The organism is Nocardia spumae (genome assembly GCF_020733635.1).
Lineage (GTDB): Bacteria > Actinomycetota > Actinomycetes > Mycobacteriales > Mycobacteriaceae > Nocardia > Nocardia spumae.
Genome location: NZ_JAJFZL010000001.1, coordinates 2,904,922 through 2,926,793, shown reverse-complemented (window position 1 = coordinate 2,926,793; position 21,872 = coordinate 2,904,922). Strand labels below are relative to the sequence as shown.

22 protein-coding genes and 1 pseudogene are annotated in these 21,872 nt (G+C 69.0%); 10 read left to right on the top strand and 13 right to left on the bottom strand.

The genetic code is table 11. From position 1 onward, the window contains the following. The first annotated feature begins 236 nt into the window (after positions 1 to 236). Positions 237 to 1,331: an NAD-dependent epimerase/dehydratase family protein gene (locus tag LKD76_RS12980; RefSeq protein WP_227981428.1), complete on the top strand. Its 1,095-nt coding sequence runs from the start codon at positions 237 to 239 to the stop codon at positions 1,329 to 1,331. A gap of 206 nt (positions 1,332 to 1,537) precedes the next feature. On the opposite strand, the gene LKD76_RS12975 is transcribed toward LKD76_RS12980, so the two are convergent. Then, positions 1,538 to 2,458 carry an NADP-dependent oxidoreductase gene (locus tag LKD76_RS12975; RefSeq protein WP_227981426.1) on the bottom strand — a complete coding sequence of 307 codons (921 nt, stop codon included), beginning with the start codon at positions 2,456 to 2,458 and terminating at the stop codon, positions 1,538 to 1,540. 145 nt (positions 2,459 to 2,603) lie between these two features. Here LKD76_RS12975 and LKD76_RS12970 point away from each other — a divergent pair, with 145 nt between their 5' ends. Together LKD76_RS12970 and LKD76_RS12965 are read left to right on the top strand one after the other, a co-directional pair. Continuing rightward, on the top strand, positions 2,604 to 3,230 hold the full coding sequence (locus LKD76_RS12970) for an HD domain-containing protein (protein WP_227981425.1): 627 nt from the start codon (positions 2,604 to 2,606) through the stop codon (positions 3,228 to 3,230). A gap of 313 nt (positions 3,231 to 3,543) precedes the next feature. Continuing rightward, entirely contained in the window at positions 3,544 to 4,047 is a 504-nt protein-coding gene (locus tag LKD76_RS12965) for a glycoside hydrolase family 5 protein (RefSeq protein WP_227981424.1), read from the top strand. 304 nt (positions 4,048 to 4,351) lie between these two features. On the opposite strand, the gene LKD76_RS12960 is transcribed toward LKD76_RS12965, so the two are convergent. From LKD76_RS12960 to LKD76_RS12950, 3 genes are read right to left on the bottom strand one after another with little or no spacing between them, the layout of a single operon-like run. Further along, the gene (locus tag LKD76_RS12960) at positions 4,352 to 5,089 is read right to left on the bottom strand and encodes an SDR family NAD(P)-dependent oxidoreductase (protein ID WP_227985233.1); all 738 of its coding nucleotides are present in this window, start codon (positions 5,087 to 5,089) and stop codon (positions 4,352 to 4,354) included. A gap of 5 nt (positions 5,090 to 5,094) precedes the next feature. Then, the gene (locus tag LKD76_RS12955) at positions 5,095 to 6,117 is read right to left on the bottom strand and encodes a phosphotransferase family protein (protein ID WP_227981423.1); all 1,023 of its coding nucleotides are present in this window, start codon (positions 6,115 to 6,117) and stop codon (positions 5,095 to 5,097) included. Further along, positions 6,117 to 7,322 carry an acyl-CoA dehydrogenase family protein gene (locus tag LKD76_RS12950; protein ID WP_227981422.1) on the bottom strand — a complete coding sequence of 402 codons (1,206 nt, stop codon included), beginning with the start codon at positions 7,320 to 7,322 and terminating at the stop codon, positions 6,117 to 6,119. Before LKD76_RS12950 ends, LKD76_RS12955 begins: the two co-directional genes overlap by 1 nt. Positions 7,323 to 7,449: 127 nt before the next feature. On the opposite strand from LKD76_RS12950, the gene LKD76_RS12945 reads away from it, so the two are divergent. After that, positions 7,450 to 8,334, top strand: coding sequence for a TetR-type transcription factor C-terminal domain-containing protein (locus LKD76_RS12945; RefSeq protein WP_227981421.1), 885 nt, complete (start codon positions 7,450 to 7,452; stop codon positions 8,332 to 8,334). Positions 8,335 to 8,345: 11 nt separating this feature from the next. Here LKD76_RS12945 and mftR read toward each other — a convergent pair whose 3' ends face one another. Next, positions 8,346 to 8,960: a mycofactocin system transcriptional regulator MftR gene (gene mftR / locus LKD76_RS12940; protein ID WP_227981420.1), complete on the bottom strand. Its 615-nt coding sequence runs from the start codon at positions 8,958 to 8,960 to the stop codon at positions 8,346 to 8,348. A gap of 68 nt (positions 8,961 to 9,028) precedes the next feature. On the opposite strand from mftR, the gene mftA reads away from it, so the two are divergent. From mftA to LKD76_RS12915, 5 genes are read left to right on the top strand one after another with little or no spacing between them, the layout of a single operon-like run. Then, on the top strand, positions 9,029 to 9,139 hold the full coding sequence (gene mftA, locus LKD76_RS12935) for a mycofactocin precursor MftA (RefSeq protein WP_227981419.1): 111 nt from the start codon (positions 9,029 to 9,031) through the stop codon (positions 9,137 to 9,139). Next, positions 9,129 to 9,425 (top strand): mycofactocin biosynthesis chaperone MftB, encoded by a 297-nt coding sequence (mftB, locus tag LKD76_RS12930; RefSeq protein WP_227981417.1) that lies wholly within the window; start codon positions 9,129 to 9,131, stop codon positions 9,423 to 9,425. The genes mftA and mftB overlap by 11 nt, the downstream gene beginning before the upstream one ends. Then, positions 9,422 to 10,600 carry a mycofactocin radical SAM maturase gene (gene mftC / locus LKD76_RS12925; RefSeq protein WP_227981415.1) on the top strand — a complete coding sequence of 393 codons (1,179 nt, stop codon included), beginning with the start codon at positions 9,422 to 9,424 and terminating at the stop codon, positions 10,598 to 10,600. The genes mftB and mftC overlap by 4 nt, the downstream gene beginning before the upstream one ends. A 28-nt stretch (positions 10,601 to 10,628) precedes the next feature. Then, on the top strand, positions 10,629 to 11,801 hold the full coding sequence (mftD, locus tag LKD76_RS12920; protein WP_227981413.1) for a pre-mycofactocin synthase MftD: 1,173 nt from the start codon (positions 10,629 to 10,631) through the stop codon (positions 11,799 to 11,801). Next, positions 11,801 to 12,589 carry a mycofactocin-coupled SDR family oxidoreductase gene (locus tag LKD76_RS12915; protein WP_227981412.1) on the top strand — a complete coding sequence of 263 codons (789 nt, stop codon included), beginning with the start codon at positions 11,801 to 11,803 and terminating at the stop codon, positions 12,587 to 12,589. Before mftD ends, LKD76_RS12915 begins: the two co-directional genes overlap by 1 nt. A gap of 21 nt (positions 12,590 to 12,610) precedes the next feature. On the opposite strand, the gene LKD76_RS12910 is transcribed toward LKD76_RS12915, so the two are convergent. From LKD76_RS12910 to LKD76_RS12900, 3 genes are read right to left on the bottom strand one after another with little or no spacing between them, the layout of a single operon-like run. Beyond that, positions 12,611 to 13,486 carry an SDR family oxidoreductase gene (locus LKD76_RS12910; protein WP_227981411.1) on the bottom strand — a complete coding sequence of 292 codons (876 nt, stop codon included), beginning with the start codon at positions 13,484 to 13,486 and terminating at the stop codon, positions 12,611 to 12,613. Continuing rightward, on the bottom strand, positions 13,486 to 15,012 hold the full coding sequence (locus LKD76_RS12905; protein WP_227981409.1) for a flavin-containing monooxygenase: 1,527 nt from the start codon (positions 15,010 to 15,012) through the stop codon (positions 13,486 to 13,488). The genes LKD76_RS12910 and LKD76_RS12905 overlap by 1 nt, the downstream gene beginning before the upstream one ends. A 23-nt stretch (positions 15,013 to 15,035) precedes the next feature. Further along, positions 15,036 to 16,124, bottom strand: coding sequence for a PDR/VanB family oxidoreductase (locus tag LKD76_RS12900; protein ID WP_227981408.1), 1,089 nt, complete (start codon positions 16,122 to 16,124; stop codon positions 15,036 to 15,038). A 98-nt stretch (positions 16,125 to 16,222) separates the two neighbouring features. Here LKD76_RS12900 and LKD76_RS12895 point away from each other — a divergent pair, with 98 nt between their 5' ends. Next, a complete protein-coding gene (locus LKD76_RS12895) occupies positions 16,223 to 16,843 on the top strand; it encodes a TetR/AcrR family transcriptional regulator (RefSeq protein WP_227981407.1) in 621 nt (206 codons plus the stop codon). Positions 16,844 to 16,873: 30 nt separating this feature from the next. Here LKD76_RS12895 and LKD76_RS12890 read toward each other — a convergent pair. The 5 genes and pseudogenes from LKD76_RS12890 to LKD76_RS12870 form a co-directional block, all read right to left on the bottom strand. Beyond that, a pseudogene (locus LKD76_RS12890) lies at positions 16,874 to 17,803 on the bottom strand (ABC transporter substrate-binding protein); the annotation flags it as partial. Positions 17,804 to 17,835: 32 nt separating this feature from the next. Beyond that, on the bottom strand, positions 17,836 to 18,543 hold the full coding sequence (locus tag LKD76_RS12885; RefSeq protein WP_227981406.1) for a class II aldolase/adducin family protein: 708 nt from the start codon (positions 18,541 to 18,543) through the stop codon (positions 17,836 to 17,838). A gap of 7 nt (positions 18,544 to 18,550) precedes the next feature. Then, positions 18,551 to 19,720: an LLM class flavin-dependent oxidoreductase gene (locus tag LKD76_RS12880; RefSeq protein WP_227981405.1), complete on the bottom strand. Its 1,170-nt coding sequence runs from the start codon at positions 19,718 to 19,720 to the stop codon at positions 18,551 to 18,553. Next, positions 19,717 to 20,847 (bottom strand): LLM class flavin-dependent oxidoreductase, encoded by a 1,131-nt coding sequence (locus LKD76_RS12875; protein WP_227981401.1) that lies wholly within the window; start codon positions 20,845 to 20,847, stop codon positions 19,717 to 19,719. The genes LKD76_RS12880 and LKD76_RS12875 overlap by 4 nt, the downstream gene beginning before the upstream one ends. Further along, the gene (locus tag LKD76_RS12870; RefSeq protein ID WP_227981399.1) at positions 20,844 to 21,869 is read right to left on the bottom strand and encodes an ABC transporter substrate-binding protein; all 1,026 of its coding nucleotides are present in this window, start codon (positions 21,867 to 21,869) and stop codon (positions 20,844 to 20,846) included. Before LKD76_RS12870 ends, LKD76_RS12875 begins: the two co-directional genes overlap by 4 nt. Between the last annotated feature and the right edge of the window lie 3 nt (positions 21,870 to 21,872).

Here is a 21,872-nt window from a genome sequence, read left to right as displayed (position 1 = left end):
GCCCAACATATTCCGGCGGAACGGGATCGAGACGATGCCCGCCGCACCGCCCGAGTACCCGTTTCACCACATCGGCCCGCGCTGACACACAACGGACGACTTCTTCTCATTACACCACCGGCCTGCGCCGGCCGCATCGAAACCGGCCAGTGAGAGCACTTGTCCGGACAGTAGTACAGACTATAGTTCGTCCGATATCGGACCCTGATGCACTTCTCGACCGAGCGGAGTTGGATATGGCCGGCGACCACGATCACGACGATGCCGATCCGTCCGGACCGGTGCTGGTCACCGGCGCCTTCGGACTGGTCGGTTCCGCGGTGGTCCGAGCCCTGGCGGCGGCCGGATTCCAGGTCGTGGCAAGTGATCTCGATGCCGCCGCGAATCGCCGCGCCGCGCGACGGCTCCCGGAGGCGGTGTCAGCGCGCTGGGCCGACCTGACCGCCCCTGGGCAGGTCGAGGCCCTGCTCGATACCGTGCGCCCCAGCGTGATCGTGCATCTGGCCGCGATCATTCCGCCGGTCTGCTACCGACGTCGCCGGCTCGCCCATGCGGTCAATGTCGATGCGACCGCGACCCTGGTGCGGCGCGCCGAAGAACTCTCGTCCCCACCGCGATTCGTGCTGGCCTCCAGTATCGCGGTCTACGGTGCGCGCAATCCGCATCGCGACGAGAGCCCGCTCACCGTCGATACACCGATCCGGCCCACCGATCTGTACGGCGCGCACAAGGCCGCCGCCGAGGGGCTGGTCCGCGGTTCGCGTCTGGACTGGGTGATTCTCCGGCTCGGCGGGGTACTGACGATCGAGCCGATGCTCACCGCGAGCTCCGACACCCTGTATTTCGAAGCGGCGCTGCCGAGCGACGGGCGAATCAACACCGTCGACGTCCGCGACGTCGCCACGGCGATGGTGGCCGCGGCGACGACCCCGAGTACGAAGGAGATCTTTCTCATCGGCGGTGACGCCTCACATCGGCTGCGTCAGCGCGAGATCGGATCGTCCATCGCCGCCGCCTCCGGGCTGACCGACGCGATTCCGCCCGGTCTTCCGGGTGATCCCGCACGCGACGAGGACTGGTTCGCGACGGACTGGATGGATACCGAGCGCGCACAGCAGGTGTTGCGGTTCCAGCATCACGCGTTCCCCGGGATGCTCGACGAGATACGGTCCAGAACAGGGGTTCGACGCTATGTCGTCGCACCGGCAGCGCCGCTGCTGCGGTGGTATCTGCGTCGCGGCTCCCCGTATCGCAACACTGCGCGCCGGTTCGCCGATCCGTGGGGCGCGATCCGTAGCCGGCTGGGTGATCCCGAGCCCGATCTGCTCTGAGTTCCTCGATGACGCGATTCTGTTGTGCCGCTGCCGAAACACCGGTGCCGCCGTACCCTGTGTAGGAATTCGAATGGCAGGCGGCTGCTCCGCGGCACGGTGCCCGGCGATCAACACCACACAGGTTATCGGCCGATATCCGAGGCAGTGCGTGCCGACCTGCGGCGATACCACTCCGCGCGGGCGTGCAGCGGGACCTGCGAACGTCAGTCCGGGGTCACCTTGATGATCGTTCTGCCGCGGGTACGTCCGTTGGGACCGAAGGCAGCAGCCACCTCGGCCAGGGAGCGGACACTGTTGACGAGGGGGATGAGCCGACCATCGTGAAGGCGGGTGGCCAGTTGAATCAGTTGCTCGCGGTTGGGTTCAACAACGAAGAAGATGGCTCGGCCATCGCGGGGCTGGACAGCGGGCGGATCGGCGATGGTGACGAGAGTGCCGCCGGAGCGGAGCAGCGCGGTGGAACGGTCGCGGACGTCGCCGCCGATCACGTCGAGTACTACGTCGACCTCGCCGACGTCCTCCAGGAGTGCGCCGTCCAGGTCGACGAACTCCTGGACGCCGAGATCACCAGCCGCGTCCCGGTCGGCAGCTCGGCCGGTGCCCACGACATAGGCCCCCGCCTCGCGAGCCAGCTGCGCAGCGACGGAGCCGACGGCACCACCGACTCCATGGATGAGAACGGTTTGACCAGTTTGCAACTGAGCGTGGTCGAACAGAGCCTGCCAAGCCGTCAAACCCGAGATCGGTAGAGCGGCTGCGGCGACGTGGTCGACGTCGGCGGGAAGTGGGGCCAGGTTGCGGGCTTCCACGGCGGTGTACTCCGCGAGCGAACCATCGCGGGTCCAGTCGGTCAGCCCGAAGACGCGCTGCCCCACTGTGAGACCAGTGGTGCCGTAGCCGAGCTCGGCGACTACGCCTGATAGTTCGTGGCCGGGGACGCTCGGGGTGCGGTCGCGGCCGGCCCGGTCGGTCCACGACCCCGGCCAGTCCAGCTCACCGCGGGTGAAGCCGGCGGCGTGGACTTGCACGATGACGTCGTTCTCGGCGGCGTGGGGGTGGGGCAGATCGGTCAAGGTCAATCCACCGACCCCCGCTTCGCGATCCCGGACTGTGACGGCTCGCATGTAGGTCCTTCCGGTAGTCGTTGTACTGGATGAGCTTCGACGGTACGCACTCGGAATCCGGCCGCCCCAGGAGTGAACAGCCCACGACTGTGGCGTCGGAATGCATGAGCGATACGGCGGGCCTTGCACGCCGTACTGTCGAAGTATGACCGGTTCGGACGACCTCGCGACCCCTGACACGGTCGCAGCCGCGGCCGCCTTGGACGTGGCCTCCGCGTACCATTCCCCCGCATTGCTGAACCACTCGCGCCGCGTCTACATCTGGGCGGCTGCCCATGGCAGGCAGCAGGGAATCCGGTACGACGCCGAGCTGCTGTTCGCGGCTGCGATGTTCCACGACATCGGCCTGGTACCGGAGTTCGACAGCCACACCGTCTCCTTCGAGGAGGCCGGCGGCCATGTCGCCGGGGTGTTCGCCGCCGGCGCCGGCTGGCCGAGCGAGCGCCGCCAACGCCTCGGCGAAGTCATCGTCAGGCATATGTGGCCTCAGGTGGACGTGGCCGATGATCCCGAAGGTCACCTGCTGTGGCGGGCGACGACATTGGACATCGTGGGGAAGAACATCGACGACTTCAGCCCCGCCTTCCGTGCCGAAGTACTCCAGCAGTACCCCCGGCTCGGGCTCGCCGACGAGTTCATTGCCTGCTTCCAGGCTCAGGCCGGCCGGAAGACCAGCAGCTCCGCCGCACGCGCAATACAGTCCGGCCTTGCCACCAGGATGGCCGCGAACCCCCTCGACGCCGGGTCCGAGCACACGCCCGGCGGAAACTAGCAACTGCGCCATCGCGTGACCGAAGACCCGGAGCGCACAGCTCCGGGTCTTTTCGAAGGGACAGGCCCGCCCGGCAAACCACAGCCGCCCCGCCCCGGCGGGCCTGCGCCGCAGATCCACGCGGCTCCCCGGCACTCCCGGCGGCCCAGGATATTACTGACGTCGCAAGCATCAGCACATATCCAGTCAGCGTTGGGCCCGGCGATCGGCGTCGGAGGTAGGCGGAACCTCCGCCGCCGCGCGAGGGAACCTCGCCTCGATCTCGAAAAACTTCGGCAATACAGCGAACCCGAGCCTGGTAGCACCCGATCTGTTGCCACTGACCGTCATCCGCACAACCGACCCCGAGCGCGCCGTCGTCTTCGGCCCCCGCGCCTGCAACAACATTCGCATGCTGGAACAACTGTCACTGCCCGACGACCCCAACCTGATCGTCACCATCCATCAGTACTGGCCTATCACCTTCACCATGCAGGGCGAACAATGGCTGGGCACCGAGACCCCGTTCGGTGACCCCCGCTCGTGGCTGGGTACCACCTGGACCGGAACCGACCAGCGGCGAGCCGCATTGGCCGCCGGCTACGCAAGCTTGGCCGCCTCGGCCGAAACCAACCACCGCCCCGTCTTCGTCGGCGAGTTCGGCACCACCACCAACGCCGACCCCGACAGCCGCGCCCGCTGGACAGAATTCAACAGGCGAAAGGCCGAAGCACACGGGTTCTCCTGGGGCTGCTGGTCTTTCGCACCCACCTTCGCCCTCTACGACCTCGAATCCCACACCTGGAATCAGCCACTGTTGCGCGCACTGATGGACTGACAAGATCGCGCCGACGGGACCTCCGGCGACTATCCACCCGTCGAGACGGCCGACATCGTTGCCGCGCAGAGGAATGCGACGGCCATGACCGGTATCGCGAGCGGAATCAGCATCCACCCGCGCAGCGCCTCGGTGGCGCAGGGGTTCCACCGGCACACCAGCCGCTCCGTGTTCAGCGGGGAAAACATCCCTCGGCGGACAACAGCAGGCACGTGATCGCGCCCCCGACCGCCCGGGCGATCTGTGCGCGGTGAAGCAGTGTCACCGGCCCGTCGCCCTCGCCGCAGCTCCGCCGCGGCGCGGATCAGGCGCGGTAGCCGTCGGTACCCGCGCGCGACATCACGATATTCGAGACCACGGCGCGAGCGGACAATCGCAGCAGCGAGTCCACCATCTCGACGACATCGTCGACCGCGAGCATCTGCTCGGGCGGGATGCGGTCGTGGATCCAGGCACTCATATCGGTGTCGACATAGCCGGGCGCGATCGTCGTGGCGGCCACGCCGTTGCCCGACTCCTCGGCGTTGAGCGTCGCGATCAGGGAGACGAGGGCGGCTTTGGCCGCACCGTACACCGACAGACCCGCCTCGGCGTACACCCCGGTGATCGAGGACAGGGCGATCACCTTCGCGCCGCGAGCGGGCTCGGCCGCCGCGGCGGTGCGCAGCAGTGGTAGCGCGCCCTGGATGAGTTGCAGTGGCGCCCGCAGATTCACGGCCATGGTCTTGTCGAAGCGGCGCATCACCGCATCGGCGACCGGTTCGGCATAGCCCACACCGGCATTGAGGATCAGCGCCGACATCGCTCCGAAGCGACCCTCGTGTTCGGCGAGTACACCGGCCACTCCGTCGGTATCCGACATATCCGCCGCCACCGCCGCGACATCGACGGCGCCGGCTTCGCGCAACCGGTCCCCGACCGAGGTCAGCCGTTCGGCGTCGCGGGCCGTGATGGTCAGCGCATATCCCTGGCGGGCCAGGCGTTCCGCGACTCCCAGGCCGATTCCACGCGATGCCCCCGTGATCAGGGCGGTCCTCGTCACCTCGGTCAACTCCAGTCTCCTTTCAGTGCGCGCAATCCGGCCGCCATGAACTCCGGTGTCGCCTCGGCCGCCTTCTCGGCGGCCGATCCGGCGTCGGACCCGCGCAGCGCGCGGTGGGTGATGCCCTCGCCGATCACTCCGAGTTTGAAATTGGCCAGGGCGAGGTAGAAGCCCCAGTGGTCCAGCTCCCGGCCGGACGCGGCGGCATAGATCTGCGCGAGGGCGTCCGGCGGCGGCAGCCGGTCGCTGGTCCAGGCGGCCTTCGCGCCGAGAACCAGGTCGAACACCGGGGACCGATAGACGCACATCAACGCGACATCGGTGAGCGGATCGCCCAGTGTGGCCAGCTCCCAGTCGACGACGGCGCGAATGTCGGCCGGATCCGCCGGATCGACGATCGTGTTGTCGATCCGGAAATCACCGTGCACGATCGCGCCCGGCGCCTCGGGTGGCAGCGCCTCGGCCAGGGCGGTGCGCAGCGTGGCGACATCGGCCAGTTCCCGGGTCTTGACCCGATCCCATTGCGACGCCCACAGATTCACCTGCCGGGTCACGAATCCGGCCGGGCGCCCGAAGCCGCCCAGCCCGACGCTCTCGGCGTCCACCGCGTGCAGATCGGCCAGCACCCGCACCAGTCCGGTCACGCAGGCGCCGATCTGGCCGTCGGTGAAGGCCGCGAGGTCGTCCTGATCGCGGACGACCGCGCCGTCGACGAATTCGACAACGGTGGTGGGCGCGCCGAGCGCACTCCCCTCGGCATCGAAGGCGACGGTCTTCGCCACCGGCACAGCGGATTCCCGCAAGGCCCGGGTCACGGTGTACTCGCGGTTCATATCGTGCGCCGACGGCGTGAGTCCGGCGACCGGCGGTCGGCGCACCACCCAGCGCGACACTTCGTCGGAGGCGGCGAAGGTGAGATTGGACCGACCGCCACTGATGAGTTCGACCCGCAGCTCACCGCGCACCTCGACACCCTGCTCGACCAGAAACCGTCGCAGCGCGGCGACATCCATCCCCGGCAGGCTCATCACGCCTCCCGTGCGGCGCGACGTGCCGCGCCGACCACACGCTTGGCGATCGCCCACCGATGCACCTCGGACGGCCCGTCGTAGATCCGGAACGGGCGCACCTCTCGCGACAAGCGCGCCAGCGGCAGATCCTCGGAGACGCCGAGGCCACCGCACATCTGCACACTGCGGTCCACGATCCGGAAGATCGCCTCGGCGGCAAAGGTTTTCGCGATGGAGGTGGCATCGGCGGCATGCTCGCCGCGATCGAGTTCCCAGCACGCGCGGGTCAGCAGCGCTCGGGTGGCCGCGATATCGATCTCGTTGTCGGCGATCATCTTCTGGATCATGCCGAGGTCACCCAGCCGCGAGCCGAAGCCCTCACGCTCGGCCACGTGCGCCACCGCGACATCGTGCCCGCGGCGCGCGGCGCCCAGCCAGCGCATCACATGTGTCATCCGGGCCGGCCCCAGTCGCACCTGCGCGTATTCGAATCCGCGATCGACAGCGCCCAGCACCGCGGAATCCGGCACCAGCACATCGTCGAAGAACACCTCGCAGTGTCCGCCGATCATCGATTTGTCGAGGGTGCCGATATGGCGCTGCACCCGGATCCCGGGGGTGTCCGCGGGCGCCAGGAACATCGTGGCGCCGCCCCGCTGACCGGGCTCACCCGAGGTCCGCGCCATGATGATGAAGAAGCCTGCACCGTCGGCGCCGGTGATGAACCACTTGTGGCCGTTGATCCGCCAGCCGCCCTCGGCGCGCTCGGCCCGCGTGGTCAGCGCCGAGGGATCCGACCCCGCACCGGGCGCCGGTTCGGTCATCGCGAACGCCGAACGCACATCACCGCGGGCGAGCGGTTCCAGGAACCGCTGCTTCTGCTCCGGATCGGCGATGTGGGCGAGCATGTGCACATTGCCCTCGTCCGGGGCCGCGATGTTCACGGCGAGGGGACCGAACAGCGAGTACCCGGCCTCCTCGAACACCGGCGCCCGGTCGGCCATGCCCAGCCCGTGCCCGCCGTATTCGATCGGCGCATGCGGCGCGAACACGCCCGCGTCTCGTGCCGCACGCTGCAATTCCGCCCGCACCGCGTCACCACCCGCGGCGGCGATATCGCCACGGTGCGCGTCCTCCACCGGCAGCACGGTGGCACGCACGAACTCCCGGGTGCGCTCGACCAGAGCTTGAACCTCGGGCGAATACGACAACTCGATCGTCACACGCACTCCTCACCACAGCGGCCGAACGTTCACTCGGCTCACGACTGCAGAAGACAGTGCCACGATACATTTACCCTTGTCAACGCGGCATCGTCAGACCGATTCTTGTTCAGTTATTCTGAACACCATGGATCGTCCGAACCGCGCGGCACACGATGTCGGCACCCGGCTCGAGCAGGCGCGGAAGGCCGCCGGGCTCTCCCTGCGCGAGACCGCCCGCCGCATCGGCGTCAGCCCGGCCACCCTCAGCGCCGTCGAGAACGGCCGGACGGGGGTGTCGGTACCGCGGCTGCGCGCCCTGGCCGCGGAACTGGGTACGACCGTCCCCTGGCTCATCGGGGAACCACCGCGCGAACGACCACCGCGATCCCGGCCCACGAGCGAGGGGGGCCTCCGGCAGCTCCCGGCGGCCGATTGGCGGGAATTCCCTCCGCTGTCACTGGATCCCGTACTCGCCGCGGCCATCGAGTCGTTCGTGGAGACCGGATATCACGGCGCCACCATGCGCTCGATCGCCGATCGGGCGGGGATGAGCGTGCCGGGCGTCTACCACCACTACCACGACAAACAGGAACTGCTCGTGCGCGCACTGGACCTGACGATGGACGAATTGCATCGTCGCGTCCGCGCCGCCGGCGCACAGGGCACGACGGCCATGCTCCGACTGATCCACACCGTCGAGGCACTGGCGCTGTACCACACCCATCGCCGGGAGCTGGCCTTCATCGGCGCCAGCGAGATGCGCAGCCTGACCTCCGCGAACCGGCAGCGAATCGCCGCATCGCGCAACGAACTCCAATACCTGCTCGACGACGTGATCGCGGCCGCGCTCGGCGAGGCGGGCCTGCCACACGACGGCGCGCACGTCGCCGGGCGGGCGATCGCCACGATGTGCACCGCACTGCCGCAATGGTTCCGGCTCGACGGCCCGCTCTCACCCGAGCAGATCGCCACGCAATACGCCGATTTCGCGGTGGGCCTGCTCGGGCTCAGCCCGGCACGCGCCGACTGACGGCGCCCCGGTCAGCCGCCGAATCCCGAGCTCCAGCCACGCAGGGCGCGGTCGAGGACGTCGGTCAGCTCCTCGTCGGGATGGCCGAGCCAGTGTTCGTATCCGGCCACGGCGACGCCGAGGGCGCAGTACCCCGCCACCTGCGGCAGCAGATCGCGGGTGTCCACTCCCATCCGGCCGGCGACGAACTCCGCCACCACGTTGCGCCACTCTCGATAGCGCAACGTCGAATGCGCCTGTAGCGCCGGAACTTTCAGAATCAGCTCCATCCGCTTGCGATGCCAGGGCACCTGGGCCGGGTCGAAGCGATTGAAGGCGACCACGACGGTGCGCACGGCATCGGCGATCCCCTGCTCCGGCGGGCAGCGGTCGAAGAGTTCGCGCATCGCGTGCAGCTGGTCGGTGAAGCTGCCCCACACCACGTCGTTCTTGGAGTCGAAGTAGCGGAAGAAGGTGCGCTTGCTGACGCCGACGGCCGCCGCGATGTCCTCGACCGTGGTGTCGTCGAATCCGCGCTGTTCGAACAGCTCGAAGGCGGCGCGCTCGAGCTCGACCGCACTGGTCGAAGGCTTGCGACCAGCACGTCCGCGCGCGCCGGCAACTTTTCCGGCGCGCGCCCCTTCCATTTTGTCACCCGGTGACATTATGCTGTGCCTCACACCCATCCCGCCTCGCCCGATCCGGAGGAGCGATCATGAACGAACCCATCACCAGCCAGACAGTAGTCCCCGCCGAGGAGGCACTGGTCGAAGACGACCTGCTCGTCGAAGAGGTGTCGATCGATGGCATGTGCGGTGTCTACTGACGAGTTCGACCCGGCCGGCTCCTACCGGCTCGCGCCCTCCATCTCCCTGCGGCCCGAGCCGTTCGGGGCGCTGGTCTACGACTTCACCACCCGCCGCCTGTCGTTTCTGAAGACACGGCAGCTGGTGGCGGTCGTGGAGGGGCTGGCCGAACAACCCGACGCGGCCGCCGCACTGGCGGCCGCGGGGGTCTCCGCGGCCGAACGTCGTAGCTATCTGCACGCGCTCGCGGGCCTGTTGCAGGCAGGCACCATCGAGCCCCGTCCCGCCGAACAGGATCACCGATGAAACTGGTCGAACATTTCAAACACGGCCTCGACGCGCCGATCTGCCTGACCTGGGAACTGACCTACGCCTGCAATCTGGCCTGCGAGCACTGCCTGTCGTCGTCGGGCCGGCGCGATCCGCGCGAGCTGTCGACCGAGGAGTGCAAGGCATTCATCGACGACCTCGAGCGAATGCAGGTCTTCTACGTCAATATCGGCGGCGGTGAGCCGACGGTGCGGTCCGACTTCTGGGAGTTGCTGGACTACGCCGTGGCCCACCACGTCGGAGTCAAGTTCTCCACCAACGGCATTCGGCTGACCCCCGAACGAGCGCGGCAGCTGGCCGCCACCGACTACGTCGACGTGCAGATCTCCATCGACGGCGCCACCGCCGAGGTCAACGACGCCGTGCGTGGCGCCGGATCGTTCGATACCGCGATGCGGGCCATGCAGAACCTGGCCGACGCCGGATTCCGGAACTTCAAGATCTCGGTCGTGATGACCCGCCACAACGTCGACCAGCTCGACGAATTCAAGGCCATCGCGGACCGTTTCGGCGCCCAGCTGCGCATCACCCGGCTGCGCCCGTCCGGTCGGGGCGCCGATGTCTGGAACGATCTGCATCCGACCACCGATCAGCAGCTGAAGATCTACGACTGGCTCGTCGCGCACGGCGAGGGCGTGCTCACCGGGGATTCGTTCTTCCACCTCAACGCCCTGGGTTCCACCCCACTGGCGGGACTGAACCTGTGCGGCGCCGGACGCGTGGTCTGCCTGGTCGACCCGGTCGGCGACGTCTACGCCTGCCCGTTCGCGATTCACGACGAATTCCTGGCCGGCAACGTCCGCGACCGCGGCGGATTCGAAGACGTCTGGCGCACTTCGGATCTGTTCGCCCGGCTGCGGCAGCCACAGAGCGGCGGCGCCTGCACCTCGTGTTCGGCCTACGACACCTGCCAAGGCGGCTGTATGGCCGCGAAATTCTTCACCGGCCTCCCTCTCGACGGACCCGATCCCGAATGTGTGCGCGGTAATGGCGAACTGGCGCTGGCCGGCGCCGGGACGCGCCCGCAGCCGGACAAGAACCACTCACGCTCGGCACCGGTTCGGCGCACGGTCGCCCTCGGGATACCGACCCGCGCCCGGACGGCACCCGATCGGGCCTGTGACACCAGCCCGCTGGCCGGGCTCACCTGACGACATCACCTTCAGCACAAGGACTCTCATGGCAAGCACACGTGACTGGTTCGAATCGGTCGCCGAGGCGCAGCGACGCGCGAAGAAGCGGGTACCCAAGCCGGTCTACCTGGCACTGCTGGCCGGGTCCGAGGCCGGCGCCACCCTCGACGACAACGCCGCCGCTTTCACCGAACTCGGGCTGCGCCCGCACATCGCCGATCTGCCCGCCACCCGCGAACTCGGCACAACCGTACTCGGACAAGAGATCTCGATGCCGGTGATCTGCTCGCCCACCGGCGTGCAGGCGGTCGACCCGGCCGGCGAGGTCGGCGTCGCGCGCGGCGCCGCCATGTCGGGCACCGCGCTCGGACTGTCCTCGTTCGGCTCCAAGCCGATCGAGGAGGTCGTCGCCGCCAACGACAAGACCTTCTTCCAGATCTATTGGCTCGGCGGCAAAGACGACATGGTCGCCCGCCTCGACCGAGCCCGCGAAGCCGGCGCCAAGGGCATCATCGTCACGCTGGACTGGGTGTTCGCCACCGCCCGCGACTGGGGCAGCCCGCCGTTGCCGGAGAAGATCGATGTGAAGACCGCCGTACGGTTCGCACCGCAGGTGGTGACCAAGCCCGGCTGGCTGCTGCGATTCGCCCGCTCCGGGAAACTGCCCGACCTCACCACCCCCAACCTCGTCGCGCGCGGACAGCAGGGCCCGACCTTCTTCGGCGCCTACGGCGAATGGATGGGCACCCCGCCCCCCACCTGGGACGATTTGGCCTGGTTGCGGCAACAGTGGGACGGGCCGTTCCTGATCAAGGGGATCGGCCGCCCCGACGACGCCAAACGCGCCGTCGATATCGGCGCCACCGCCCTCTCGGTGTCCAACCACGGCGGCAACAACCTCGACACCACCCCGGCCGCGATCCGCATGCTCCCCAGCGTGGTCCAGGCGGTCGGCGGCCAGGTCGAGATCCTGCTCGACGGCGGTGTGCGCCGCGGCAGCGACGTGGTCAAGGCCGTCGCACTCGGCGCCCGGGCCGTGATGATCGGACGTCCGTACCTGTGGGGTATGGCCGCGGCCGGCGATCGCGGCGTGCACAACGTGCTCGAGGTGCTGCGGCAGGGCATCGACTCCGCCCTCTACGGGCTCGGGCATTCCTCGATCCACGACCTGTCCCCCGAGGACGTCATCGTGCCCGACGGATTCACCCGGGGTATGTAGTGGACGCGCCGCCGGTCGCCGTTGTCACGGGCGCGGCGCGCGGAATCGGCGCCGCTACCGTGCATCGGCTCGCGACCGAGGGCTGGCGGGTGGTGGCCGTGGACCGCTGCCACGACGATCCCGCCCTCGGCTACCGGCTCGGCACCCGCGACGAGCTGGCCGCGGTGGCCGCCCCCTATCGTGGCGCGGTCGTCGACCTGCCCGGCGACGTGCGCATCCCGGAAAACCTCACCACGGCAGTGGAACTCGCCCGCGAGCGTTTCGGCCGGCTCGATGCCGCGGTAGCCGCCGCGGCGGTCATGACGGGCGGGCGGCCACTGTGGGAAACGACCACCGCGGACTGGGCGCCGATGTTCGACGTCGGCGTCCACGGCATGGCGAATCTCGCGCGCGCGGCCATCCCGGCCATGCTCGCCGGTCCCGGACCGCATACCGGGCGGTTCATCGGAATCGCCTCCGCCGCGGCTCATCACGGCATGTGGCAGCTGTCGGGGTACAGTGCCGCCAAACACGCCGTGGTCGGGCTGATCAAGGGACTGGCCCACGATCTGCGCGGTACCGGCGTCACCGCCACGGCCGTTTCTCCCGGCTCCACCCGCACCGCCCTGCTCACCGAGACCGCGCGGCTCTACGACCTCGACGCGGTCGACGACTTCGCGACCCATCAACTCCTCGACCGAATTCTCGAACCCGATGAGGTCGCTCGCGTCGTCGCCTGGTTGTGTTCACCCGAATCCGCCGCCGTCACCGGCAGTGTCGTCCACGCCGACGGCGGGTTCCTCGGCTAGGTGCGCGCGGCGGCCGCACGCTCACCCACGTCGCTCGATCTCGCGCAGGATCCGGTGCACGGTGGAGCTGGCCGCCAGCCGGCTGTCGAGTGCGACGTTGATCGCACCGCGCAGCAGCGCGTACGGTTCCCAGCCGCTCGGGGCGATGGTGCGCGCGGCGCGATGGGCGATGCCGTCGGCGATGGTGCGCGCCGCCTCCGCGGCGGTGATGCGCACGTTCAACGGCCACGGCAGCAATCCGTCCAGCTGCCGGCCCAGATCGTCGGCATCGAGCATGTCGTGGGTCATCGCCGTCTCGACGATGCCGAAGTAGGCGATACCCGCGCTCGCCCCACTACCACCGAGTTCCACCCGCAGCGCCCGGCCCAGCTGCTCGACGCCGGCTTTGCTGGTCATGTACGGCGAACCACCCATGCCGGGGGCGAAGGCGGCACACGAGGACACCACGACCACATGTCCGCGGGCCCGCACGACGGCGTCGAGCGCGGGATGGACGGTGTTGAACGCACCGGTGAGGTTGATGCCGATCACCCGGTCGAAGTCCGCGGGATCCATGGTCCGCAGGGTGGCCGGCACCGGCGTCACCCCCGCATTGGCGACCACGACGTCGAGACCGCCGAACCCGTCGAGCGTCTCGGCGATCACCGACCGCATACGGGCGCGATCGGCGACGTCGGCGCCGACGGCGTGCGCCCGCGGGCCCAGCTCGTCCGCGGCGGCGCGCGCGGCCGATTCGTCGATATCGGCGATGATCACCTGGGCGCCACGCCGATGCAGGATCGCCGCCAGTTCCCGCCCGATACCCTGCGCGGCGCCGGTGATCAGCACGACCTTGCCTTCGACGTCGTAGGTGCTCCGGTCGAACCAGCCGAACGGGTTCATCGACAGCGCTGTCATCACACCCTCACCTCGTATGCGTCGGCATCGAAATGCCTGGTCCGTCTGCGGTATTCGAAACTCCAGCCGGGATAGAGCCCGGCGTTGCCGCCCTCGGCGGTGGTGTAGTAACTCTGGCACCCGCCGGTGAGCCAGACCGTGGCCGCACTGCGCTGATTCATCTCCGCCACGAACGACTCCTGCTGGGCGGCTCGCACTTCCACCCGGCGCGCACCGCGTTCGCGGCACGATGTCAGGGCGTCGACGATATAGGCGATCTGCGATTCGATCATGTATACCGCCGACTGGTTGCCCGCGGCCCCGAACGGCCCGAGCGTGCAGAAGAAGTTCGGGAACCCGGCGACGGCCGCACCCAGATAGGTCCGGGGCCGGGCTCGCTGTAGCTGCGCGATCGTGACCCCGTCGCGGCCGGTGATCCGTTCGAAGGCCGAGGCGATGGGTTCGAAGCCGGTGCCGAAGATGATGGTGTCGACCGGGATCTCGTCCCCCGCGCGGGTCCGGATGGACCGCGGCCCGACCTCGGCCACACCGTCGGTGACCACCTCGACATTGTCGCGATCGAGCGCTGGCAGGTAGGCGTCGGAGAAGATGGCGCGCTTACAGCCGATCATGTAGTCCGGGGTCACGCGCGCTCGCAGCCGCGGATCGCGGATCTGGCGGCGCAACTGGAACCGGCCGAGCAGCTCGTAGGGATGCCGGAAGCGGTTGTCGACGAATCCCACCAGTCCGAAGCCCTCGATCAGCGAGTACCAGGTGCCCCGCACCAGCTTCTGCGCCAGCGGGACCCGGCGCAGCAGCTCCCGTTCCAGGCCGATGGTGGGCCGGTCCATCCGCGGCACGATCCACGGCGCGGACCGCTGGAATACCGTGAGCGCGGCCACCTTCGGCGCGATCTCGGGAATGAACTGCACGGCGGAGGCCCCGGTGCCGATCACCGCGACCCGCTGCCCCGACAGGTCGTGGTCGTGGTCCCAGTGCAGCGAATGGAAGGCCGTGCCCTCGAAACCGTCCAGGCCCGGCAGCGACGGGTACTTCGCCTCGGCGAAGATGCCCGCGGCCGCGATGAAGAAGTCCGCGGTGAGCGCTCCCCGTGAGGTCTCGATCCGCCACAGCGACTGCTCCTCGTCCCAACGAGCCTCCAGCAGTTCGGTATTCAGCCGGATATGGCGCACCACATCGTGTTCGGTGGCCACCGCCCGGATGTACTCCAAGATCTCCGGCTGCCGCCCGTAGGTGCGCGACCAGTCCGGATTCGGAGCGAACGAATAGCTGTAGAGCTGCGAGGGCACATCGCAGGCGCAGCCCGGATAGGTGTTGGCCTGCCAGGTGCCACCGAGATCGGAGGCCCGTTCCAGCAGCACCAGATCCTCGAACCCGGCCTGCCGCAGTTTGATCGCCAGGCCGATCCCGCCGAAGCCCGCGCCGAGAACGACGACGGCGTGGTGTTCGGTGGCCGGCGCGGCGGCCTGGGCGGCGGAGGTCGGGGATTCGTCGTCGGCGGGAGTGCGCGCGAAACGTGTGGTCATCGGACCGTATCGGCCTTTCACTGTCAGAGATCGAGGACCAGCGGCCCGTCGAGCGAGCGGGAGACGCAGGTCAGCATGTGGTCGCGGCGTTCGGCATCGGGCAGCGCACGGTCTCGATGGTCGACCGCACCGGCGAGGACGCGGGTCTTGCAGGTACCGCAGAACCCCTGCCGGCACGAGTACACGACATCGGGTTCGACGCGGCGGATGGCATCCAGTGCCGTTTCCGTACTGGCGACGCGCACCGAGACGCCGCGGCGGGCGAGCGTCAGCTCGAATTCGCGGCCATCGGACACCGGCAGCGCCGAAAACCGTTCGGTATGCAGCGATCCGGTCGGATTCACCGTGAACGCACAGCGCCGCGCCGCCTCGAGGACCGGCGGCGGACCACAGACGTAGACCGCCGCGCCCGGATCCGCGGTGCGCAGAATCGCCGGGATATCGGGGGTGCCGGCGTCGGAGTCGGCGCGCACGTCGGCACCGGCCGGCAGTTCGTCGAGGAACGGCATGCTGTCTCGTGAACGCCCCAGATACACCAGGCGTCCGCGGGTTCCGGCGGCACGCGCCATCGGCAGGATCGGCGTGATCCCGATACCGGCGGCCACGAACAGATAGGACGGTGCGTTCTCGACGAATGCGAACGCGTTGCGCGGACCTCGAATACGCAGCACATCGCCGCGGCGCAGGGTGTGCACCTCGACCGACCCGCCGTCGCCGCCGGCCAGACGACGCACGGCGATGCGGTAGCGGCGCCGGTCGTCGGGATCGCCGCACAGCGAATACTGCCGCTGACGGCCCGAGGGCAGGAATACGTCCAGATGCGATCCCGGCCGCCACGACGGCAACAGCCCGCCGTCGGGGCGCGCCAGGTGCACGCTCACGACATCGGCGGCTTCCGGCCGCACCGACTCGACCACGGCATCCAAGTCGAATCCGATGTGGCGCACCGGATTCGAGCGCGACAGCGACGGTGTCGTGAACACCTTCCGGTACACATCGACCGCGACGCCCAGCGCACGCAGGCCGATCGTCGGGTCGGCGGCGGGGGCGCTCACGCCCGGTCCGCCGTCGAGGAGGTGGCAAGTGTGCGTCGTCGCACGGTCATCAGCCATGCCCTGACGCTAACAAAGCAACAAATCGTATGGCAATGTGGCAGCCACAAATTATCAGAATTTGTTGCATGATTGCCGTAGCCTGCTACTGTTGCCGTGTGCGCCCCACTGCCACTACCTCGAAGGACACGGAAAAGACCGACGACCTCGAGGCGCGCATCCTCGATGCCGCCCTCGTACAGTTCGAGCGAGTGGGGGTCAAGAAGACGACGATCGAAGACGTCGCCCGGCAGGCGGACGTCGACAGGGTCACCGTCTACCGGCGCATCGGCTCACGCGACGATCTGGTCCGCGCGGTGACGGCCCGCGAAGTACAGAAGCTGCTCGACGAACTGAACGACATCCCGTCCCGGCACGAGACCATCGACGACGTCGTGGTCGCGGTATTCACCACGGTCGTGCTCAGCTGGCGCCGGCACCCGCTGATCGACCGGATGCTCACCCTCGAGCCCGAGCGCCTGCTCCCCCAGTTCACCACCGACGGCGGGGCGCCGTTCGTACTCGCGGTCGAATCCGCGACGACATTGCTGCGGAACACCCTGCGGGACAGGGATTTACCGGTCGCGCCGGATCTGCGCAACCGGGTCGAGATCGCCTGCCGGATCGTGCACTCGATCATCCTGCAGCCGGTGGGCACCATCGATCTCGACTCCGACAGCGACCTCACCGCCTTCGCTCGCGCCTACCTGGTGCCGATCATCACCGCCGCGCGGGACTGACCCGCGCGCCCAGCCGGTCGCCGCCGGTTCCCGCCGCGCGGCGACGAATGCGCCGATCACCGGATCGACCGCGTCGCGCACCCGAACCGTCCTGGGGAGCAGTCCGTTCGCCGCGAGCAGGTCCGCGGCGTGCTGCTGTTCGTCGAGGAATTCCTCGGTCACCGGGCCGATGCCGAACGGGCGCCCGCGCAGGGCGGCTTCCCAGGCGTCGAGCTCGGCGGTGCCGCCACGCGCGACGATATCGTCGACGAAGTACTGGGCCGCGGCGCGCGGATTCTCGGCGATCCAGGCGTCGGATTCCTGCAGGGCGGTGAGGATCGCTTCCAGAGCGGGCCGGTTGTTCTCGGCGAAATCGCGCCGGGTGAACCACAGGGACGGATGGCTGAACACGGATTCGGTGTCGACGAGAGTATGCAGCGCGGAGGCGGCTTCGACCGCGGTCAGGCCCGGATACGCGCCGACCCAGGCGTCCAGGGTGCCGTCGAGCAGCAGGACCCCGCCGTCGTGGACGTCGGTGTCGACCGGTTCGACATCGGCCCAGCCCAGTCCCGCCTTCTCCAGCGCGAACAGCAACAGTGTCGTCTGCCAGGATCCGTGCGCGATCCCGATCCGCTTGCCCTTCAGATCGGCCACCGACTCGATTCCGTTGCCCGCCTTGGTAACCAGGCGGCCGTTCTCGATACGCGGGCCGGAGATGCCGGCGTACACGATGTCGCGGTCGTTGCCGAGCGCGGTGATCGGCGGGGTGAAGCCGGTGCCGATGAAGTCGTAGCCGCCCTCGGTGAACAGGTAGTCCGAATGCACCGACGGCAGCGTGGATTTCACATCGGCACGCTCCGGCTGGGGCAGGGCGCGCAGGTCCACCCATTCCACCTCGGGCAGTACCCGTTCCAGAATGCCGCGGTGGCGCAGGACGAACAGGGAGTTGTTGTGGGGGAAGTAGCCGACCCGAACGGTCACGGTTGCTCCTCGGGAGTTGTGCGGGAGTGGGTTCAGATCAGGCCGCGGCGGCGGGCCTCGTCGGCCAGCCCGGTGCGACCCCACTGCACGGCCAGATTGGACGCGTCCAATTCGACCGAGCCGCCGAGGGTTTCGGCGATCGCCTGGTATTGGGCGCCCTCTTCCAGCAGCACCACCAGTTTCGCCAGGTCCAGCAATCCCGCGCGGCCGATGACGTTCGCGCCGCCGTTGGCTTCGAAGATCGCGATCAGGTCGGGATCCCGGGTCAGCCGGTCCAGGACGAACGCACCGGCGCCGATGCTGCGGTCGATATGCGGCAGGATCTCCCGGGACAGGGTCAAGCGCTGGACGGCCGCGTAGCGGATCGGGAAGGTGCGATGAGTCTGCGCCCAGCCGCCCAGCCAGGGGCTGTGCACGTGCACCACGGAGGTGATCTCGGGATGGGCGCGGAACACCGGGGCGTAGCCGGTGACGAATCCGGCGGATCCGCTGCCGGACAACACTTCTCCGTCGAAGCTCGCCACCACCGGTCGCACGCTGCGGTCGTCGGCCCAGGGCCCGGGTTCGTTCAGTGCGACGGCGATGTCCTCGCCGGGCACCCGTTCGACGAAGTTGACCGTTCCGTTGCCGGTCACGGTACCCGTCTCGCGCAACACCCGGAACGCCTTCTCGGCGTCGCGGGTGGCGGCGGCGACGAAGTCGGTCACGGTCTCGGTGAGCCGGATCTCGGTGCTGGTCATGGTTCTCCTAGTGGGCGTGGGTGAGCACGGGGGCGGCGGCCGGCGCGGTCAGCCGGGAGCGGCCGAGCAACGGCAGCACTTCCTCCCCGACTCGATAGGCCTCTTCCAGATGTGGGTTGCCGGCGAGGATGAAGGCGTCGACGCCGAGGGCGATCAGCTCGTCCAGCCGCTGGGCGACCTGTTCGTAACTGCCGACCAACCCGAAGGCGGGCCCGCCGCGAATCAGGCTGAACCCGCACCAGACGTTGGGCTGTACCTCGAGGTCCCGGTAACCGGTGATGGTTTCGGGCACCCAGCCCTTGATCCGGGCCGCGCCCACCGAATCGCCCTGGGCGGCGCGGTTGGCGGCCTCGCGGTCGACGAAGGCCCAGCCCTTGTGGATCTCGTCCCAGGCCGCCTCCTCGGTATGCCGTGCCAGGATGTCGATGCGCACCGCGAATTTCGGTGTGCGGCCGATCGTGTCGGCATGGGCGCGCACGCCGTCGAATTTGGCCCGCAGATCGGCGAACGGCTCGAGCCAGGACAGGTAGTAGTCCGCATGCCGGCCGGCGGCCTGCACCGCGGCGCCCGAGGATCCGGAGAAGTACACCTCCGGGAAGGGCTGACCGGCCAGGCCCGGTGGCAGCGCGGCGCCGTCGGTGCCGAAGAACCGGCCGTCGTGAGAGTAGGGATCGCCATCCCACACCCCGCGCAGCACATCCAGGAATTCGCTGGTGCGAGCGTAGCGGTCGTCGTGGGAAACCTTGTCGCCCCACCACAATTGGGCGGGCCCGCCACCGCCGCTGATGATGTTGTAGACGAGCCGGCCCCCGGTGGCGCGCTGCAGGCTCGCCGACATCCGGGCGGCCTGCACCGGGTGCAGGAAGCCCGGCTGGAAGGCGACCATGAACCGGTAGGTGGTGGTCTCGCGAGCCAGCGCGGCAGCGAAGGCCCAAGGGTCCTCGGTGACCGGGAACGAGGGCAGCAGCCCGCCCAGGAATCCGGCGGATTCGCTGGCCCTGGCGACGGCGGCGACGTGGTCGATATAGCTGTAGCCGTCCAGTTCTCCGCCCCGGACAGCGGGGGCGATATTGCCGGGGCCGTACCCGGCGGCGTTGCCCCGGTTGTAGCGGCGCGGGGTGCGCAGCGAGGCGTGGTCACCCTCCATACCGATGCGCCAGTAGATGTCGATGGTCATACCACGGCCTCCTTCAGTGTGCGTCCGGCCGGATCGGCGAGGAACAGCAGGTGCTCACCGGCGCGGTGCACCTCTTCGATATGCGGGTGACCGCTCAGCACGACGGTGTCGAATCCGGCAGCGGCATATACCTGAAGCTGCCGGGCCACCTGCTCGTAACTGCCGATCAGGCCGATGGTCTGCGGATAGCCGAGCACGTCGAATCCGGCCCAGCGCCCGTCCCCGAGGCTCAGCGAGCGCGCACCGGGGCCGTCCGGACGCACCTCGTGCCACTGCCGTTCCGCACGCGCCCAGGCCTCGTCCTCGGTCTCGCGGGCGATGATCGGCACGTCGAGTCCGGCGCGCACGGTGCGGCCGGTCTCGGCGGTGCGGGCTCGCAGCGCCGCCAGCGCCGCGGCCGGACCGTCCGGCGTTTCGGTGAACAGGTGCACATCACCGTGGTGGGCCGAAAGGTCCAGTGCGGCAGCGGAAGTGCCGGACAGATGCACGTCCGGGAAGGGCAGCCCGGACAGTACGCCGCGGAAGCCGCCGTCGATCACGTCGAAGTACTGTCCCGCGAACTCGACCCCGGTGCCCCGGAAGCCGGCCCCCGGTACCGGTTCAGAGTTCCAGACCCGGCGCGCCACGGTGAGGAATTCGGCGGCGCGGGTGTAGCGATCGTCCCCGGTCACCCGGTCACCCCGGGCGCGCGCGTCCGCGCCGTCGGTATCGACCGCCAGCCGCCATCCCAGCCGCCCGCCCGACAGCCGCTGCAGGGTGGCCGACATCTTGGCCGCGTACACGGGAGTGCCGAAGGCGGGCTGGAATTCGACGACGACCTGGCTGTGGCGGGTGGCGCGCAAGGCACCCCCGGCCACCATCCAGGATTCCTCACCGAGCGGATCGTAGGGCGCGAGCACACCGTCGAGTCCGGCCAGTTCGGCGGCGGCGATCACCTGATGCAGATCGTCGAAGGGCCCGAAGCGGCCGGGCCGCACATCGGTGGGACCGCGTCCGGCCGGGCGCGGAGTGCGGATGTCCGTAGCCGGAATGGGCGCCGGATCCGAGAAGCCCCCGCGGTGGCGCAGTTCGGGGCGAGCGCGCCGCCCGTCGCCGCGACTGGGCAACCGCCACAGGAATGCGGTCATGCCGCTGCCCGCCCGGCGGCGACGAGTTCCCGGGCCCGTGTCAGCGGCTCCGGGTCGACCCAGGACTCGAGGTCGAAGTCGGCGGCGAGGAATCCGTGGGTGTACAGGAACTGTTTCTGCACGCCCAGCAGTTCCACCCGATCCTCGTCCAGTGTCGGACGCAGGCCGCGATGGAAGTCGGCGCCGTAGGCCGCCTCGACACCTTCGGGGCCGGACAGGGTTTCGCGTTGCAGCACGGTGCGCACACCGTCGAGGTTGTCGGCGGCCCAGTCGGCGGCACGCAGACTCTGCGCGAGGAAGCCGATCACCACCTCGGGGGCGGAATCGAGCAGATCCTGGTGCACGGTGATCGGGCGCGGGGTGCCGTTGTTCACGCGCAGCCGCCGCGTCTCGGTGGCATCGAGGTCCACGGCCACCCGCAGGCCGTGCTGTGCGGCGACCTCCTGGGCGCGTGCGCCCTTGACGTAGATGGCATCCACCTCACCGCGCACGAGTTCCTCCGCGCCCCAGGTCACCCGCCGAGTGCGCTGCTGAATCTCGGTGCGCACCTGGGGGTCTCGTTCGACACCCAACTCCACCACGGTGACGTCGGAGAGGGTGAGCCCGCCCAGGCGCAGGGCGCTGGTGAAGCCGTGCAGGGCCATGGCCCGCGGGAAACTGCGGGCCTGATCCTGGGCCCAGGCCGGAACACCGATCCGCAGTCCGGCCAGCTGGGCGGGCGTGCGCACCGGGGAATCCGGGCCGACCAGGATGGCCTGGGCCTCGTCGATCCAGGTCAGACCGATCAGCCGGGTCGGTGAGCCCTGCGCGTGCGCGGCGATCGCGGGGACATTGCCGCCCTCGCGGATCAGCCCGGACAGCCCGTGGTCGAAATGGGATGCGGCCAGTTCCGGCCCGGCGTCCTGGAGAACTCCGAACCGCAGGCCGTTGCGCTGTGCGGTATCCCCCAGCCAGCCCAGGCTGTGCGCCAGTCCACTGGCGGTGGGGACAGGGCAGCGGGTGTACCAGAGTGTGTCGGTCATGAA